Origin of the sequence: Pseudomonas capeferrum (assembly GCF_000731675.1) — a bacterium.
Lineage (GTDB): Bacteria > Pseudomonadota > Gammaproteobacteria > Pseudomonadales > Pseudomonadaceae > Aquipseudomonas > Aquipseudomonas capeferrum.
The window spans coordinates 17,031-33,608 of sequence record NZ_JMIT01000005.1 but is presented as its reverse complement, the minus strand read 5'-3'; the positions used below and the strand labels follow the sequence as shown (position 1 = coordinate 33,608).

At 64.2% G+C, this 16,578-nt stretch carries 14 protein-coding genes; 12 read left to right on the top strand and 2 right to left on the bottom strand.

What is annotated here, in order from left to right:
- The first annotated feature begins 25 nt into the window (after positions 1 to 25).
- Genes PC358_RS24320 through PC358_RS24310 form a run of 3 tightly spaced genes read left to right on the top strand, consistent with a single transcriptional unit; the run spans position 26 to position 2,479 of the window.
- Positions 26 to 1,045, top strand: coding sequence for an aminoglycoside phosphotransferase family protein (locus PC358_RS24320; protein ID WP_033703045.1), 1,020 nt, complete (start codon positions 26 to 28; stop codon positions 1,043 to 1,045).
- Positions 1,042 to 1,713: an N-acetylmuramate alpha-1-phosphate uridylyltransferase MurU gene (gene murU / locus PC358_RS24315; protein ID WP_033703044.1), complete on the top strand. Its 672-nt coding sequence runs from the start codon at positions 1,042 to 1,044 to the stop codon at positions 1,711 to 1,713. The genes PC358_RS24320 and murU overlap by 4 nt, the downstream gene beginning before the upstream one ends.
- A 1-nt stretch (position 1,714) precedes the next feature.
- Complete coding sequence (locus PC358_RS24310; protein ID WP_033703043.1) at positions 1,715 to 2,479, top strand: TerB family tellurite resistance protein; 765 nt, start codon at positions 1,715 to 1,717, stop codon at positions 2,477 to 2,479.
- Between the two features lie 42 nt (positions 2,480 to 2,521).
- Here PC358_RS24310 and PC358_RS24305 read toward each other — a convergent pair whose 3' ends face one another.
- Positions 2,522 to 3,520 carry an alpha/beta hydrolase family protein gene (locus tag PC358_RS24305; RefSeq protein ID WP_033703041.1) on the bottom strand — a complete coding sequence of 333 codons (999 nt, stop codon included), beginning with the start codon at positions 3,518 to 3,520 and terminating at the stop codon, positions 2,522 to 2,524.
- A gap of 95 nt (positions 3,521 to 3,615) precedes the next feature.
- Here PC358_RS24305 and PC358_RS24300 point away from each other — a divergent pair, with 95 nt between their 5' ends.
- From PC358_RS24300 to trpE, 9 genes are all read left to right on the top strand, one after another.
- Positions 3,616 to 6,003, top strand: coding sequence for a PAS domain-containing sensor histidine kinase (locus PC358_RS24300; RefSeq protein WP_033703040.1), 2,388 nt, complete (start codon positions 3,616 to 3,618; stop codon positions 6,001 to 6,003).
- Between the two features lie 7 nt (positions 6,004 to 6,010).
- Entirely contained in the window at positions 6,011 to 6,643 is a 633-nt protein-coding gene (locus tag PC358_RS24295) for a response regulator (RefSeq protein WP_177326514.1), read from the top strand.
- A gap of 305 nt (positions 6,644 to 6,948) precedes the next feature.
- Positions 6,949 to 8,073, top strand: coding sequence for an ABC transporter ATP-binding protein (locus tag PC358_RS24290; protein ID WP_033703038.1), 1,125 nt, complete (start codon positions 6,949 to 6,951; stop codon positions 8,071 to 8,073).
- Between the two features lie 40 nt (positions 8,074 to 8,113).
- Positions 8,114 to 9,148, top strand: coding sequence for an ABC transporter substrate-binding protein (locus PC358_RS24285; RefSeq protein WP_033703037.1), 1,035 nt, complete (start codon positions 8,114 to 8,116; stop codon positions 9,146 to 9,148).
- A 66-nt stretch (positions 9,149 to 9,214) separates the two neighbouring features.
- Positions 9,215 to 10,462, top strand: a complete 1,248-nt coding sequence (locus PC358_RS24280) for an ABC transporter permease (protein WP_033703036.1) — start codon at positions 9,215 to 9,217, stop codon at positions 10,460 to 10,462.
- An 11-nt stretch (positions 10,463 to 10,473) separates the two neighbouring features.
- Positions 10,474 to 11,301, top strand: coding sequence for an ABC transporter permease (locus PC358_RS24275; RefSeq protein WP_033703035.1), 828 nt, complete (start codon positions 10,474 to 10,476; stop codon positions 11,299 to 11,301).
- 161 nt (positions 11,302 to 11,462) lie between these two features.
- A complete protein-coding gene (gene rpe, locus PC358_RS24270) occupies positions 11,463 to 12,137 on the top strand; it encodes a ribulose-phosphate 3-epimerase (protein ID WP_033703334.1) in 675 nt (224 codons plus the stop codon).
- Positions 12,134 to 12,952: a phosphoglycolate phosphatase gene (locus tag PC358_RS24265; protein ID WP_033703034.1), complete on the top strand. Its 819-nt coding sequence runs from the start codon at positions 12,134 to 12,136 to the stop codon at positions 12,950 to 12,952. The genes rpe and PC358_RS24265 overlap by 4 nt, the downstream gene beginning before the upstream one ends.
- A 70-nt stretch (positions 12,953 to 13,022) precedes the next feature.
- On the top strand, positions 13,023 to 14,504 hold the full coding sequence (trpE, locus tag PC358_RS24260) for an anthranilate synthase component I (protein WP_033703033.1): 1,482 nt from the start codon (positions 13,023 to 13,025) through the stop codon (positions 14,502 to 14,504).
- A 37-nt stretch (positions 14,505 to 14,541) separates the two neighbouring features.
- On the opposite strand, the gene estP is transcribed toward trpE, so the two are convergent.
- Positions 14,542 to 16,431: an esterase EstP gene (gene estP, locus PC358_RS24255; RefSeq protein WP_033703032.1), complete on the bottom strand. Its 1,890-nt coding sequence runs from the start codon at positions 16,429 to 16,431 to the stop codon at positions 14,542 to 14,544.
- Positions 16,432 to 16,578 lie beyond the last annotated feature (147 nt).

Below are 16,578 nucleotides of genomic sequence, written 5' to 3'. Positions count from 1 at the left end.
GCTAGGGCCGTCGGAGACCCTTGTAATGCCTGATCACGATGTACGCTTGCAACAACTGACTGTCTGGCTCGATGAGCAGCTCAACACTATTTTCCAAAACAACGCCTGGGGCGAAGTGCCAGCAGGCAGCCTGACTGCCGCCAGCAGCGATGCGAGCTTCCGCCGCTACTTCCGCTGGCAGGGCGCAGGCCATAGTTTCGTGATCATGGATGCCCCCCCGCCGCAGGAGAACTGCCGACCGTTCGTCGCCATCGATCACCTGCTGGCCAGTGCCGGCGTGCACGTGCCGGTGATCCATGCCCAGGACCTGGAGCGCGGTTTCCTGCTGCTGGGCGATCTGGGCCACCAGACCTACCTGGACATCATCGATGGCCAGAATGCCGATGGCCTGTTCAGTGATGCCATCGATGCGCTGCTGGCGTTCCAGCGCCTGCCGATGGACGCGCCACTGCCGAGCTACGACGATGCCCTGCTGCGCCGGGAAGTCGAACTGTTCCCCGAGTGGTACGTCGGGCGAGAGCTTGGCCTGGCCTTCAGCGAGGCTCAGAAGGCCGCCTGGCAACGTGTCAGCCAGGCGCTGATCGACAGTGCCCTGGCCCAGCCCAAGGTGCTGGTGCACCGCGACTACATGCCGCGCAACTTGATGCACAGCACGCCAAACCCAGGCGTGCTGGACTTCCAGGACGCGGTCTACGGCCCGGTCACCTACGACATCACCTGCCTGTTCAAGGATGCCTTCCTCAGCTGGCCGCAGGCCCGGGTAGACGGCTGGCTGCGCAATTACTGGCAAAAAGCGCAGGCTGCCGGTATTCCCGTGCAAGCCGATTTCGAGGCATTTCAGCGCGCCAGCGACCTGATGGGGGTGCAGCGTCACCTCAAGGTGATCGGCATCTTCGCCCGCATCTGCCACCGCGATGGCAAGCCGCGCTACCTGGCGGACGTCCCACGTTTCTTCGCCTATATAGATGAAGTGATCGGTCGCCGTCCCGAATTGGCGGAGCTGGGCGAGCTGATTGCCGAACTCAAGGCCGGAGCACAGGCATGAAAGCGATGATCCTGGCAGCGGGCAAGGGCGAGCGCATGCGCCCCTTGACCCTGCACACGCCCAAGCCACTGGTGCCGGTAGCAGGCCAGCCGCTGATCGAGTACCACTTGCGCGCCCTGGCGGCAGCCGGTGTTACCGAGGTGGTGATCAACCATGCCTGGCTGGGCCAGCAGATCGAGGACCACCTGGGTGATGGCAGCCGTTTCGGCCTGAGCATCCGCTATTCGCCCGAGGGCGAACCGCTGGAAACCGGCGGCGGGATCTTCAAGGCACTGCCGTTGCTGGGCGAGGCGCCGTTCCTGCTGGTCAATGGTGACGTCTGGACCGACTACGACTTCACCCGCCTGCAGGCGCCGCTTGCGGGCCTGGCGCACCTGGTGCTGGTAGACAACCCAGGGCACCACGACCGTGGCGACTTCCGCCTGGCTGGCACGCAAGTGCTGGATGGCGATGAAGCGCCGGGTACCTTGACCTTCAGTGGCCTCTCGGTGCTTGACCCCGCGTTGTTCGAGGGTTGCCAGCCGGGGGCTTTCAAGCTGGCGCCTTTGCTGCGCCAGGCCATGGCGGATGGCAAGGTCACAGGCGAGCACTACCGTGGCCATTGGGTCGATGTCGGCACGCTGGAGCGCCTGGCCCAGGCCGAGCGCCTGATCGGCGAGCGCGCCTGAGATGTGGTGGCCAAGCACGGTGATTGGTGCCGGCGCCGGTTTTGCCGTCGCCAGCATCCCCGGTGCCTTGCTCGGCGCTCTGCTCGGGCAGGCCATGGACCGGCGCCTGCGGGTGCGTGGCTGGGAGGACATGCGCGAGCGCCTGGGCGGGCGCCCGGCCCTGCGCGACGAGGAGTTGCTGTTCGTGCTGCTCGGCAGGTTGGCCAAATGCGATGGGCGGGTGGCCGAGCAGCATATCCAGCAGGCGCGCCAAGAAATGGTACGCCTGGACCTGGCTGAGGCGGCCCGGCTGCGGGCCATTGCCGCGTTCAACCGTGGCAAGGCCGGCAAGGACCGGCTGGCCGGCCATCTGCGCCGTATCCGCCAGCAGCCGCATGCAGCAGAAGGGACCTTGCGTGCCTGTTGGCGCATGGTCTGGGCCGACGGCAAGGTTGGCAGCAAAGAGCGCGAGATGCTGTTGGACTGGGGGCAGAAGCTGGGTTTGAGCCGGCGCCAGGTGCAAGCCATGTCGCTGGAGTACGAGCCGCGCAAGGCAGGGCTGGACGGTGGCACCATGACCTATGCGGCGGCCTTGCGACTGTTGGCGGTCGAGGCTGATACCGAGGGCGACAAGGTCAAGCAGGCATATCGCCGGCTGATCAGCCGGCATCACCCGGACAAGCTGGCGGGTAGCGGCGCTACGGAAGCCCAGGTGCGCGAGGCGACCGAACGGACCCGTGAGTTGCATCAGGCGTATGGGCTGATTCGCAAGCGGCGGGGGTTGTAGTCAACAGCCGAGGGCCGCACTACGGCCCCCGGCAGCTTGTAATCAGTCTTGCGGGTTCAGCCACCCGCGCACCCGGCGGAACAATTGCTCCTGTTCAGCGGCCTTGTTGCCAGGCATGGCAATCAGCGACAACTGCCGGTACTGGCTGTCCTTCTGCCGCTTGCTGGCCTGCAGGCGCAATGCTGCAGCACGGCGATCACTGGTGCGGGTGGCGTAATACAGGTCGGCGGTCGGCACCTTGAGGGTGGGGGCCAGGCTTTCCAGGTCATGTTCCACCCGTGCCGGCGTCTGCGCGGCGACCATCACCAGTTTCTGCACCTGTGCGGGTTGCTTCTCGCTCAGGTAGCGGGCCGCCCAATACGCGCCACTGCCATGGCCGATCAGCACGATGCTGCGCGCGTCATGCTGTTGCGCGTAGGCCACCGCAGCGTCGAGGCGGGCGAAGATGCGTTCGGCATCGGCAGGGTCGTTCTGCTCGCTGGCCTGCTCGGCGTCGGTGCTTTCTGCGGCATCGGCATCGGCGGCTGTCGCCTGGGCGACGTTGGCGTTGGCATCGGTCGGGGTGTCCTTGGCTGGCGCACTTTCGCCGTTGTCGTTGGCCGGCGCCTCGGTGGGCTTGGCTTCAACCCGCGCCTGCGGGCTGTCGGCGAGCAGGTCGGGCAAACTTACGCTCAGGCTGTGCCAGCCGACGTCGGGGAACTTGCGCCGCAGCGGGCCGACAGCGTTCGGCCAGTCGGCCGTCTCACCGGCACCGGGCACGATGATCACCGCACCTTGCGGGTCGTTGCTGTTGGCCGGTTTCCACAGTGCCAGAAAGCGCTCGGCGCCTGCCTGCAGGGTTTGCTGCTCGGCCTTGGGCACCAGGCGCTCCAGGGCCTGGGCGTCTTCCTGGCTGCGTTCCAGCAGGGGTGGCCGGGTGGCCTCGACGGGCGCGGCTTCGGTGGCGGTGGAAGGTTTTTCAGCGTCGGCGGCCATGGCGCCGAGCGGAAGGATCGAGGCTAGGCAGCACAGTGCCAGCGTCGTGCGATAAAGTGTGGACATGCGTCAACCCAAGGCCAGAATGATACCGGCAGCCTAATAGTATTTGCCCGTGACGGCCATGCTGCATGGCCGCCCTTGCCAAGACGAGCGTGTAGATGAAGCGAATGCGTCGCCTGTTGGTTATCGGCTGCTTGTGGCTACCCTTGATCGCGCTGGCAAGGCCCGAGGCAGTGCCGAGCGTGGCCCTTGAACCCGCGCAGCAGCAGTGGCTGGAGGCGCATCGCAGCCTGCGGGTCGGCCTGGTGTTGCAGGCGCCGTATGCGCAGTTCGACCGCCGTCTGCAGCAACTTTACGGGGCCAATGTCGAGCTGGTGGACGCGTTGGCCCAGGCGCTGAGGCTGGACCTGACCTGGCGCAACTTCGCCGATCAGGCCAGCCTCGAACACGCCTTGCAGGCCGGCGAAATCGACTTCGCCCCCGGCCTTACCCAGACCCCGGCGAGCCTGCGGCTATGGCTGTTCAGCGACCCGTACATGCGCGTGCCGCAACTGGTGGTCGGCCCGCGCACGGGCGCCATGGCGGTGGAGCTGGAAAAGCTCGAACCCGACCCGCGCGTCGCCGTGCGCATGCCCAGCCCGTTGGCGGATTACCTGCGTAGCAACTACGGCAACCTCAACCTGCAAGGCGTGCCCAACGAGCGCGAGGCGCTGCAGTTGATCGTGGGTGGCCAGGCCAGCTACGCGGTGCTCGATGAAGCGCAGCTCAGCCGGCTGTCGCGCGAGAGCGAGTTCGGCGAGCTGGCGGTGGTCGGCGATATCGGCTTGCCGCAACTGCTGCGGGTGGGCTCGCGGCGTGACTGGCCACTGTTGGCCGACGTGCTCGAACGGGGCTTGCAGGCCATCCCGGCCAAGGCGCTGGAGCAACTTCACCAGCGCTGGCTGCAACCCAAGTACCCACGTTTAAGTGAGTCGGCCGGCTTTTGGCAGAACCTCGCCTTGCTGTTCGGCCTGTTGCTGCTGTGCGCGCTGGCCACGTTGACCTGGCAGCGCCGGCAACAGCGCCAGCTGGAACGCAGCCTGCTGGCAACGCGCGAGAACCTGGCCGAACGCCAGGTACGTGAAGAGGCGCTGCGCCTGAGCCAGTTCGCCATCGACCAGAGCACCGTGGGTATCCTGTGGGTCAACTGGGACAGCCATGTGCGTTACGCCAACCATGCCGCAGAGCGCATGCTGGGCTATGGGCAAGGTGAGTTGCTGGAGCGCCCGCTGATCGACTTCGAGCCCAACCTGAACATGGACCGCTGGCTGGAACTATGGCGGGGCGCGCGAGCGGGCGGCGGCGGTGTGGGGCAGTTCGAGACCCGCTGCCTGCGCGCGGACCGCAGCTTGCTGCCGGTAGAGCTGTCGTTGAGTTTTCTGCGCTTTCGCGACGCCGAGTACCTGGTGGTGTATATCGCCGATGTCACCGAGCGCCACCGCGCGCTGGCCGCGCTGCGCGAAAGCGAAGCGCGGCTCAAGGGCATCGCTGGCAACGTGCCGGGGCTGGTGTTTCGGCTGGAGCGTGACCCGGCCGAGGGCGACCTGGAGTTCCCCTACATCAGCGAAGGCAGCGAGGCGTTGGTCGGTTATGCACCTGCCGAAATCCAGCACCCGCAGATGGGCCTGCGCAATCTGGTGCACCCCGAAGACCGCAGCGACTATCACCGGGTGCAGGACCTGGCCCTGGCCAGCAACCAGGACTGGTCATGGCAGGGGCGCATCCTGACGCGCCAGGGTGAACAGCGTTGGGCCGACATCAAGGCCAGTACCCGGCGCCTGGCCGATGGCCGGGTGGTGTGGGACGGTATCGTCTGGGACATTACCCAGGGCAAGCGGGCAGAGCTGGCGCTGGCGCGCTCGCAGGAGCAGCTGCGCGAGTTGTCGGCGCACCTGGAAAGCGTGCGCGAGGAAGAAAAGGCCCGTATCGCCCGTGAGGTGCACGATGAGCTGGGGCAGATGCTGACCGTGCTCAAGCTTGAGGTGTCGATGTGTGAACTGGCCTTTGCCGAACTCGACCCAGGGCTGAACGAGCGCTTGTCGAGCATGAAGCGCCTGATCGCCCAGCTGTTCCAGCTGGTGCGCGACGTGGCCACGGCACTGCGCCCGCCGATTCTCGATGCCGGCATCGCCTCGGCCATAGAATGGCAGGCGCGGCGTTTCGAGGCGCGTACACAAATCCCCTGCCTGGTGCAGGTACCGGATAATCTGCCAGCATTGAGTGATGCCAAGGCCATCGGGCTGTTTCGTATCCTGCAGGAGGCGCTGACCAACGTCATGCGCCACGCGCAGGCGCACAGCGTGGAGATCGAACTGGTGCGTGAGCATGGGCAGCTGCGTATGACCGTCAGCGACGACGGCAGCGGTTTTTGCCGCGACCAGACCCGGCCCACCTCGTTCGGCCTGGTGGGCGTGCGCGAACGGGTGCTGATGCTGGGGGGCAGCATGACGCTGGACAGTGAACCGGGCGAGGGCACCAGCCTGAGCGTGGCCATTCCGTTGGAGTAGGAGACCGATCGTGATTCGAGTGCTGGTGGCAGAAGACCACACCATTGTCCGTGAAGGCATCAAGCAATTGATTGGCCTGGCCAAGGACATGCAGGTGGCGGGCGAGGCCGGCAACGGCGAGCAGTTGCTCGAAGCCTTGCGTCATACCCCCTGTGAAGTGGTGTTGCTGGATATATCGATGCCGGGCGTCAACGGCCTGGAGGCCATCCCGCGCATCCGCGCCCTGAACGACGCCCCTGCGATCCTGATGCTGTCGATGCACGACGAGGCGCAGATGGCGGCGCGGGCGCTGAAGGCTGGCGCCGCCGGTTATGCCACCAAGGACAGTGACCCCGCCTTGCTGTTGACCGCCATTCGCCGGGTTGCCGGGGGCGGGCGCTACATCGACCCGGCATTGGCCGACCGCATGGTCTTCGAGGTCGGCCTGACCGAGTCCAGGCCCTTGCATACCCTGCTCTCGGAGCGTGAGTTCTCGGTATTCGAGCGCCTGGCCCAAGGCGCTAACGTCAATGACATCGCCCAGCAACTGGCGCTGTCGAGCAAGACCATCAGCACCCACAAGGCGCGGCTGATGCAGAAGCTCAAGGTCAACTCGCTGGCGGAACTGGTGAAGTACGCCATGGAGCACAAGCTGGTCTGAGTGTTCTGGTTGCGACATGGCCTGACGGTTGGCAATGAGCGAGTACTGTGGGAGCGGGCTTGCCCCGCGAAAGGGCCGGCAAGCTCAACCTCATTGCCCGGGGTGGCGCATTCGCGGGGCAAGCCCGCTCCCACAAGGTGAAGTGGTGTGCCTGGGGTCTATTCCAATTCCGCCATCCTTGTAGGGCGATCCCTACAACGAATCTTCCATATGGATGATGGCATTCTCTCAGCACCCCCGATTTTCGGGCACTTGCGTCTTGTCTAGTCTTTGCCTACGCAGTCATCCAACAAGAAGGTGCAGGCATGAGCGAGGCGAATTCGAACGCTGCAACCAGCGAAACGCTGGTCAGCTTCCGTGGTGTGCAGAAGAGCTACGACGGCGAGTCGCTGATCGTCAAAAACCTCAACCTGGACATCCGCAAGGGCGAGTTCCTCACCTTGCTCGGCCCGTCCGGCTCGGGCAAGACCACCAGCCTGATGATGCTGGCCGGTTTCGAAACCCCCACCGCTGGCGAAATCCAGCTGGCCGGGCGCTCGATCAACAACGTACCGCCGCACAAGCGTGACATCGGCATGGTGTTCCAGAACTACGCGCTGTTCCCGCACATGACCGTGGCCGAGAACCTGGCCTTTCCGCTGAGCGTGCGCAACCTCAGCAAGACCGACATCAGCGAGCGGGTGAAGCGTGTGCTGAGCATGGTCCAGCTCGACGCCTTCGCCAAGCGCTACCCCGGCCAGTTGTCGGGCGGCCAGCAGCAGCGGGTGGCCCTGGCCCGTGCCCTGGTGTTCGAGCCGCAACTGGTGCTGATGGACGAACCGCTGGGCGCGCTCGACAAGCAACTGCGCGAACACATGCAGATGGAGATCAAGCATATCCACCAGCGCCTGGGTGTGACCGTGGTCTACGTGACCCACGACCAGGGCGAGGCGCTGACCATGTCTGACCGGGTGGCGGTGTTCCACCAGGGCGAAATTCAGCAGATCGCCGACCCTCGCACCCTCTATGAACAGCCGTGCAACACCTTCGTGGCCAATTTCATCGGCGAGAACAACCGCATCAACGGCACCTTGCTGGCCAGCGATGGCCACCGTTGCCAGGTGCAGCTGGCGCGGGGCGAGCGGGTCGAAGCGCTGGCGGTGAATGTCGGCCAGGCCGGCGAGCCGGTGACCTTGTCGATCCGCCCGGAACGTGTGCGCCTCAATGGCCACAGTGAAAGCTGCGTCAACCGCTTTTCTGGCCGTGTGGCCGAGTTCATCTACCTGGGCGACCACGTGCGGGTGCGCCTGGAAGTCTGCGGCAAGGCCGACTTCTTCGTGAAGCAGCCGATCGCCGAGCTCGACCCGGCCTTGGCCGTGGGCGATGTGGTACCGCTGGGCTGGGAGGTGGAGCACGCCCGCGCGCTCGATCCGATTGCCGAAGCCCATTGATGGATTGCTTCACCAACCCTGTACTGTGGAGAGAATAATAATGCGCAAGCAGTTGAAACTGACCGCCCTGGCCCTGGGGCTGTTCGCCGCTGGCCAGGCCATGGCGGCCGACCTGACCGTGATCTCTTTCGGCGGCGCCAACAAGGCCGCCCAGACCAAAGCGTTCTACGAACCGTGGGAGAAGGCGGGTAACGGCAAGATCGTCGCCGGCGAGTACAACGGCGAAATGGCCAAGGTCAAGGCCATGGTCGACACCAAGAGTGTGTCCTGGAACCTGGTGGAAGTAGAGTCGCCAGAACTGTCGCGCGGTTGCGACGAGGGCATGTTCGAAGAGCTCGACCCGGCGTTGTTCGGTGATCAAGCCGACTACGTCCCCGGCGCCATCCAGCCCTGCGGCGTAGGCTTCTTCGTCTGGTCCACGGTAATGGCCTATAACGCCGACAAGCTCAAGACTGCGCCTACCAGCTGGGCCGACTTCTGGGATACCAAGCAGTTCCCGGGCAAGCGTGGCCTGCGCAAGGGCGCCAAGTACACCCTGGAATTCGCCTTGATGGCCGACGGCGTTGCGCCCAAGGACGTGTACACGGTGCTGGCTACCAAAGAAGGCCAGGACCGTGCCTTCAAGAAGCTCGACGAACTCAAGCCAAGCATTCAGTGGTGGGAAGCCGGTGCCCAGCCGCCTCAGTTCCTGGCCTCGGGTGACGTGGTCATGAGCTCGGCCTACAACGGCCGGATCGCCGCCGTGCAGAAAGAGAGCAACCTCAAGGTGGTGTGGAACGGCGGCATCTACGACTTCGATGCCTGGGCCATTCCAAAAGGCGCCAAGAACGCCGAAGAGGCGAAGAAATTCATCGCCTACAGCGTCAAGCCCGAGCAACAGAAAATCTACTCCGAGAACATCGCCTACGGCCCGGCCAACGCCAAGGCCGTCAGCCTGCTGTCGGACGAGGTGAAGAAAGACATGCCGACCACGCCTGAGAACATCGCCAACCAGGTGCAGATCGACGTGGCCTTCTGGGCCGACAACAGCGAGCAGCTCGAGCAACGCTTCAACGCCTGGGCGGCGAAGAAGTAAAGCGCCTCGTCGGAGCGCCAGGGCTTGCACTGGCGCTTCCCGTTTACCTGTTTTGCGGAGTTCGCCATGGCCATTGCAGTGCCCCTCAACGAAGGCGCAGGTCCTAGTCTCAAGCAGCGCCTCAAGCACGCCGAGCGGGTCAACCGCTGGAAGGCGCAGGCGTTGATCGCGCCGCTGGCGCTGTTCCTTCTGCTGGTGTTTCTGGTGCCGATCGCAGCGCTGTTGTACAAGAGCGTCGGCAACCCAGAGGTGGTCGCCGGCCTGCCGCGTACCGTCGAAGCGGTGTCCCAGTGGGACGGCAAGAGTTTGCCCGGCGAAGACGTGTACAAGGCACTGAGCCAGGACCTGGCCGAGTCGCGCAAGAACCAGACCCTGGGCGACCTCTCCAAGCGGTTGAACATGGAGCTGGCCGGCTACCGTAGCCTGTTGACCAAGACCGCCCGGGCGCTGCCGTTCAAGGCTGAACCGGCCTCCTATAAAGAAGCGTTGCAGACCCTCGATGAGCGCTGGGGTGACCCGGCCTACTGGCAGGCGATCCGCCGCAACACCAGCACGGTCACCTCGTTCTACCTGCTGGCATCGCTCGACCACCGTATCGATGACCTCGGCGAGCTGGCCAAGGCCACGCCCGACCAGGCTATCTACCTGGATATCTTTGCCCGCACCCTGTGGATGGGTGTGGTGATTACCGCCATCTGCCTGGTGCTGGCCTACCCGCTGGCCTACCTGTTGGCCAACCTGCCGGCCCGGCAGAGCAACCTGCTGATGATTCTGGTGCTGCTGCCGTTCTGGACCTCGATCCTGGTGCGGGTGGCCGCGTGGATCGTGCTGCTGCAGTCGGGCGGCTTGATCAACAGTGCGCTGATGGCTATTGGCATTATCGATCAACCGCTGGAACTGGTGTTCAACCGCACCGGCGTGTACATCTCCATGGTGCATATCCTGCTGCCATTCATGATCTTGCCGCTGTACAGCGTGATGAAGGGCATTTCGCCCAGCTACATGCGCGCGGCCATCTCGCTGGGTTGCCATCCGTTCGCCAGCTTCTGGCGGGTGTACTTCCCGCAGACCTACGCCGGGGTTGGCGCGGGTTGCCTGCTGGTGTTCATCCTGGCCATCGGCTACTACATCACCCCGGCATTGCTGGGCAGCCCGAACGACCAGATGGTCAGCTACTTCGTGGCGTTCTATACCAACACCAGCATCAACTGGGGCATGGCGACCGCGCTGGGTGGGTTGTTGCTGCTGGCGACCGTGTTGCTGTACCTGATCTATAGCTGGCTGGTCGGCGCCAGCCGCCTGCGCCTGAGCTGAGGAGCCTTGTCATGCTGAGCCCATACATGTCACCCGTGGAGCGGGTCTGGTTCTACAGCCTGCGCATTCTTTGCGGCCTGATTCTGCTGTTCCTGATATTGCCGGTGTTGGTGATCGTGCCGTTGTCGTTCAACAGTGGCAGTTTCCTGGTATACCCGCTGCAGGGCTTTTCGCTGCAGTGGTACCAGGACTTCTTCGGCTCTGCCGAGTGGATGCGGGCGTTGAAGAACAGCATCATCGTCGCCCCGGCGGCCACGGTGCTGGCCATGGTGTTTGGTACGTTGGCGGCGATCGGCCTGACTCGGGGCGATTTCCCGGGCAAGTCGCTGGTGATGGCGCTGGTCATCTCGCCGATGGTGGTGCCGGTGGTGATCATTGGTGTGGCCAGTTACCTGTTTTTCGCCCCGCTGGGGCTGGGCAACAGTTTTACCTCGCTGATTCTGGTGCATGCGGTACTGGGTGTGCCGTTCGTCATCATCACCGTGTCGGCGACGTTGCAGGGCTTCAACTACAACCTGGTGCGCGCCGCAGCCAGCCTGGGTGCCTCGCCGCTGCTGGCGTTCCGCCGGGTGACCCTGCCGTTGATCGCGCCGGGGGTGATCTCGGGGGCGCTGTTTGCCTTCGCGACGTCGTTCGATGAGGTGGTGGTGACGTTGTTCCTTGCAGGGCCGGAGCAGGCAACCCTGCCACGGCAGATGTTCAGTGGTATTCGCGAAAACCTGAGCCCGACGATTGCGGCGGCGGCGACCTTGCTGATCGCGTTTTCGGTGGTGCTGCTGCTGACCCTGGAGTGGCTGCGTGGGCGTAGCGAGAAGCTGAGGACCCAGCAGCCGGGCTGATCCCTGTATTGCTTGTACCGGCCTTGTGGATGCGGGCTTGCCCCGCGCAGAGGCCGGTCCAGGCTGGAGCACCTCGTCGACACGGATTGATACCAATCAGCCTCTATCCGTTTGCCTGAGTTACAATGCGCGCCACCGTGATTCTGCCCTACAGGTGCGCCATGCAGCCCTACGCTATTGCCCCCTCCATTCTCTCAGCCGATTTCGCCCGCCTGGGCGAGGACGTCGACAAGGTGCTGGCCGCTGGTGCCGACATCGTTCACTTCGATGTGATGGACAACCACTACGTACCCAACCTGACCATCGGCCCGATGGTCTGCACCGCCCTGCGCAAGTACGGCCTGACCGCGCCGATCGACGTGCACCTGATGGTCAGCCCGGTTGACCGTATCATCGGTGACTTCATCGAAGCCGGCGCCACCTACATCACCTTCCACCCGGAAGCCAGCCAGCACATCGACCGCTCGCTGCAGCTGATCCGCGACGGCGGTTGCAAGGCCGGCCTGGTGTTCAACCCGGCGACCAGCCTGGATGCCCTGAAGTACGTGATGGACAAGGTCGACATGGTCCTGCTGATGAGCGTCAACCCAGGCTTTGGCGGGCAGAAGTTCATCCCCGGCACCCTGGACAAACTGCGTGAGGCGCGTGCGCTGATCGACGCCAGCGGCCGTGATATCCGCCTGGAAATCGACGGTGGCGTCAACGTCAACAATATCCGCGAAATCGCCGCCGCTGGCGCCGACACCTTCGTCGCCGGCTCGGCAATCTTCAATGCCCCGGACTACCAGGAAGTCATCGCCAAGATGCGCGCCGAACTGGCTCAGGCCCGCCCATGAGCGGCTTCGAGCAGCTGTTCCCGGGGACGCTGCCCAGGCTGGTGATGTTCGATCTGGACGGTACCCTGATCGACTCCGTGCCAGACCTGGCCGCCGCCGTGGACCGCATGCTGCTCGAACTCGGGCGCCCGCCGGCAGGCCTTGATGCGGTGCGCCACTGGGTGGGTAACGGTGCTCAGGTGCTGGTGCGCCGTGCGCTGGCAGGGGGTATCGAGCACGCGTCGGTGGACAATGCGCTTGCCGACCAGGCCCTGGCGCTGTTCATGGATGCCTATGCCGAAAGCCACGAACTGACCGTGGTTTACCCCGGCGTGCAAGACACCTTGCGCTGGTTGCGCAAGCAAGGCGTGGAGATGGCGCTGATCACCAACAAGCCCGAGCGCTTTGTTGCCCCGCTGCTGGACCAGATGAAGATCGGCCGCTACTTCCGCTGGATCATCGGCGGCGACACCCTGCCACAAAAGAAACCCGACCCCGCAGCGCTGCTGTTCGTCATGCAGATGGCCGGCGTCACGCCGCAACAGTCGCTGTTCGTCGGCGATTCGCGCAGCGATGTCCTGGCCGCCAAGGCCGCGGGTGTGCAGTGCGTAGGCCTGACCTACGGCTACAACCATGGCCGGCCGATCAACGACGAGTCGCCCAACCTTGTGATCGACGATCTGCGTGCGCTGCTGCCCGGTTGCGCAGACCCGGCCACTGGGATAACGTTGGCGGACCTTCAAGCCTCACAAGACAGAGAGTCCACCGTGGCGGTTACTGGCAAATTCTGGATGAAAGTCATCAAGGCCCTGGCCCGTTGGCGTTGGCGCGCCTGACTTCTGCCCGCCGGCGCCTGCCGGCCCGTCCGTTTGCCTGACCCTATTGCTGCTTGCCACGAGGCTACTCATGACCCGCGAAGAATTCCTGCGCCTGGCCGCTGCCGGCTACAACCGCATCCCCCTGGCCTGTGAAACCCTGGCCGACTTCGACACGCCGCTGTCGATCTACCTGAAACTGGCTGATCAGCCCAACTCCTATCTGCTCGAGTCGGTACAGGGCGGGGAGAAATGGGGCCGTTACTCGATGATCGGCCTGCCGTCGCGCACCGTGATGCGCGTGCATGGTTATCAGGTGAGCATCCTGCAGGATGGCATCGAGGTAGAGCGCCATGACGTCGACGACCCGCTGGCCTTCGTCGAGTCGTTCAAGGACCGTTACAAGGTCGCCGATATCCCTGGCCTGCCACGTTTCAATGGCGGCTTGGTCGGCTACTTCGGTTATGACTGCGTGCGCTATGTGGAGAAGCGTCTGGGTGCAAGCCCGAACCCGGACCCATTGGGTGTGCCGGATATCCTGCTGATGGTGTCCGACGCCGTGGTGGTGTTCGACAACCTGGCCGGCAAGATGCACGCCATCGTGCTGGTAGACCCGGCCGAGGAGCAGGCTTTCGAACAAGGCAAGGCACGCCTGGCAGGGTTGCTGGAGACATTGCGCCAGCCTATTACCCCACGCCGGGGCCTGGACCTGAGCGGCCCGCAGGCGGCCGAGCCGGAGTTCCGCTCCAGCTATACCCGCGAGGATTACGAAAACGCGGTTGGCCGCATCAAGGAGTACATCCTGGCGGGTGACTGCATGCAGGTGGTGCCGTCCCAGCGCATGTCGATCGACTTCAAGTCGGCGCCCATCGACCTATACCGTGCCTTGCGCTGCTTCAACCCGACGCCGTACATGTACTTCTTCAATTTCGGCGACTTCCATGTGGTCGGCAGTTCGCCTGAAGTGCTGGTGCGGGTCGAGGACAACCTGGTCACCGTGCGCCCGATTGCCGGCACCCGCCCGCGCGGTGCTACCGAGGAAGCGGACCGTGCCCTGGAAGACGACCTGCTGTCGGACGAGAAAGAAATCGCCGAGCACTTGATGCTGATCGACCTGGGCCGCAACGACGTGGGCCGTGTGTCGGCGACGGGCAGTGTGCGCCTGACCGAGAAGATGGTGATCGAGCGTTACTCCAACGTGATGCACATCGTTTCCAACGTCACCGGGCAGTTGCGCGAGGGCCTGACCGCCATGGACGCATTGCGCGCGATTTTGCCGGCCGGGACCCTGTCGGGTGCACCGAAGATCCGTGCGATGGAGATCATCGACGAGCTGGAGCCGGTCAAGCGTGGCGTTTACGGTGGCGCGGTGGGCTATTTTGCCTGGAACGGCAACATGGATACCGCGATTGCCATCCGTACCGCGGTCATCAAGGACGGCGAACTGCATGTGCAGGCGGGTGGCGGTATCGTGGCGGACTCGGTGCCGGTGCTGGAATGGGAAGAAACCATCAACAAGCGCCGGGCGATGTTCCGTGCGGTGGCCTTGGCTGAGCAGACATCTGCCAAGTAGGTGATGGGGTTTTGGGGCCGCAAAGCGGCCCCAAAATTCAGAAGTCCACACTCACCGCCAAGCTCACCCCCTGCTGCTTCAACTCATCACTCTTGCGCCAGGTGTAGTTCCCCCGCACATGCACCCCCGCCACCAGCTCATGGCTCAGCCCCACGCTGGCCCGGGTCAGGTCGCTATGCGGCGTATACCCGGTCAGGGTGAAGTCGTTGGCCGGTAACGTCGTCAGGTGCATGGTCACATCCTGCTGGTCATCCTCGAACTCGTGTTCCTGAGCGACCTCGGCAAACACCCGGGTACTCGCAGCCACTTGCACACTGCCTAGCAGCCCGATGCCCAACCGGCGGGAGGTTCGCTCCTGGTCATCGAAGCCCAGCGCGGTCGAGCGCCCGCTCTTTTCGTCATAGCCATCGACCTTGACCCGGGCATAATCGGCGCTGATGAACGGCGCCAGTTGCCAGGGGCTGCTCTCGGCGGCCAGGTTATAGCCCAGCCGACCCGTCAGCGCCCAAGCCTCGCCGTCGGTATCGCCTTTCTCGCTGCGGTCATTCACGCCGAGGGCGAAGGTGCGCTTGAGGTCGCTGTAGTCCAGGTGGCCGGCAGTCAGTGCGGCATCTGCCCACCAGCGGTCCTGGCGGTACTGGGCGAAAGCGGTGGCCAGGTAGCTGTCGAGCTTGTAGTCCGAGTCCTGTTCCCCTGCCTCCAGTTTCTGCCGGTAAACGCCGCCCGCCAGGCCCAGGCGCCAGGCATCGTTCACGCGATAGCTGCCACCCAGCGTCAGGTTGTAGCCACGGCCGTCGCCGCTGGCCGCGCTGCGCTGGCCGTCAAAGTCCAGGTCCTGGGCACCGGTGGCGACGAATGCCTGCCACTGCCCCACGGCTTGCCAGGGTGTTTGCCACTGGTTGCGCAGTTCGTCCTGGTGGGCGCGCAGGCTGGCGTGGGCCATTTCCGGCAGCAGGGTCAGCTCCCACGGTGCGGAGATGACCGAGTAGGCGTAGTCGGCAATCAACTGCTGGCCGGCAATGGTCGGGTGCACCGAGTCGTTGAACAGCAGCTTGGTCGGGTCGGGCGTGGTGCCGTTGACGCCGTATACCGGGTTTTCGACGCAGCTGTTGCCGCTGTAGCAGGTGCCGACCAGGTTCTGGCCGCTGGCCAGGCCGAACTGACTGGGGCTGGCCAAGGCCTCACCCAGCAGAACGGGGATGTTCAGTGGGATGATTTCGGCGTCGATCTGCCCGAGCTGATTGAGCAGCGACTGGTTGAACACGCTGGAGAGCTGCGACAGCGGGTTCTGCTGTGGGGTGCCGCTGAAGTTTGGCGTCTGGCCCAGGTCGGGTAATAGCCAGACCATGATGTAGCGTGCGCCACCTTGTTGCAGAGCCTGGGCACTGGCGGCCAGGCGGCCTCCGGCAGCTGCAGCGTCGGCGGGGCTGTTTACCAGACCCTGAAGGAAGTCGTTGCCGCCGCCGGTAAGGTAATAGAGTGCATTCGGGTCGGCACGTAGGCCGTTGGCCAGATAACCAGGGCGGTCTCGCAGTACCGCGCCTGCACCAACGTTGCCTGGCGGAATGACCGTTTCGGACGTTGTAGTGATCGAATCGAGAATCTGCTGCGTCGTGTAGCCACCCACCGCCCAGTTGTTGCCATCAGGCTGGATGCCCACTGACGTGGAAGGGTTGAGTTCGTCAGGGGAGATACCCAGCCGACCGCCGAGAATCATCGGCGATACCGGTGCATAGTTGCCATCGGCATCGCGGTTGGTAAAGCGCATGCCTGCGGTGCCACCGGTCAGGTCCGGAAACTGCCCGGCATCACTCAGGCTGTCGCCAAACACGATCAGGGTCGAGTAAGGGGAGGGCGCGGCGAACGCCTGGCTGCAGGCCAGGGCCAATGTGGCGAGGGTAAAACGCAACAATGGAGCTTTTCGCATCTGGGAACATCCTTTTCATTGTTTTTATGAGCACTACCCGATCGACCTTAGCAAATCGTGGCGCTTGTCTCCCAAGTCCATTCGTTTCCCAGTGTTTACAGGCATATTGCGCCCGTCGTCCCGGTAGGCTACTGTGCGGGGACGTAT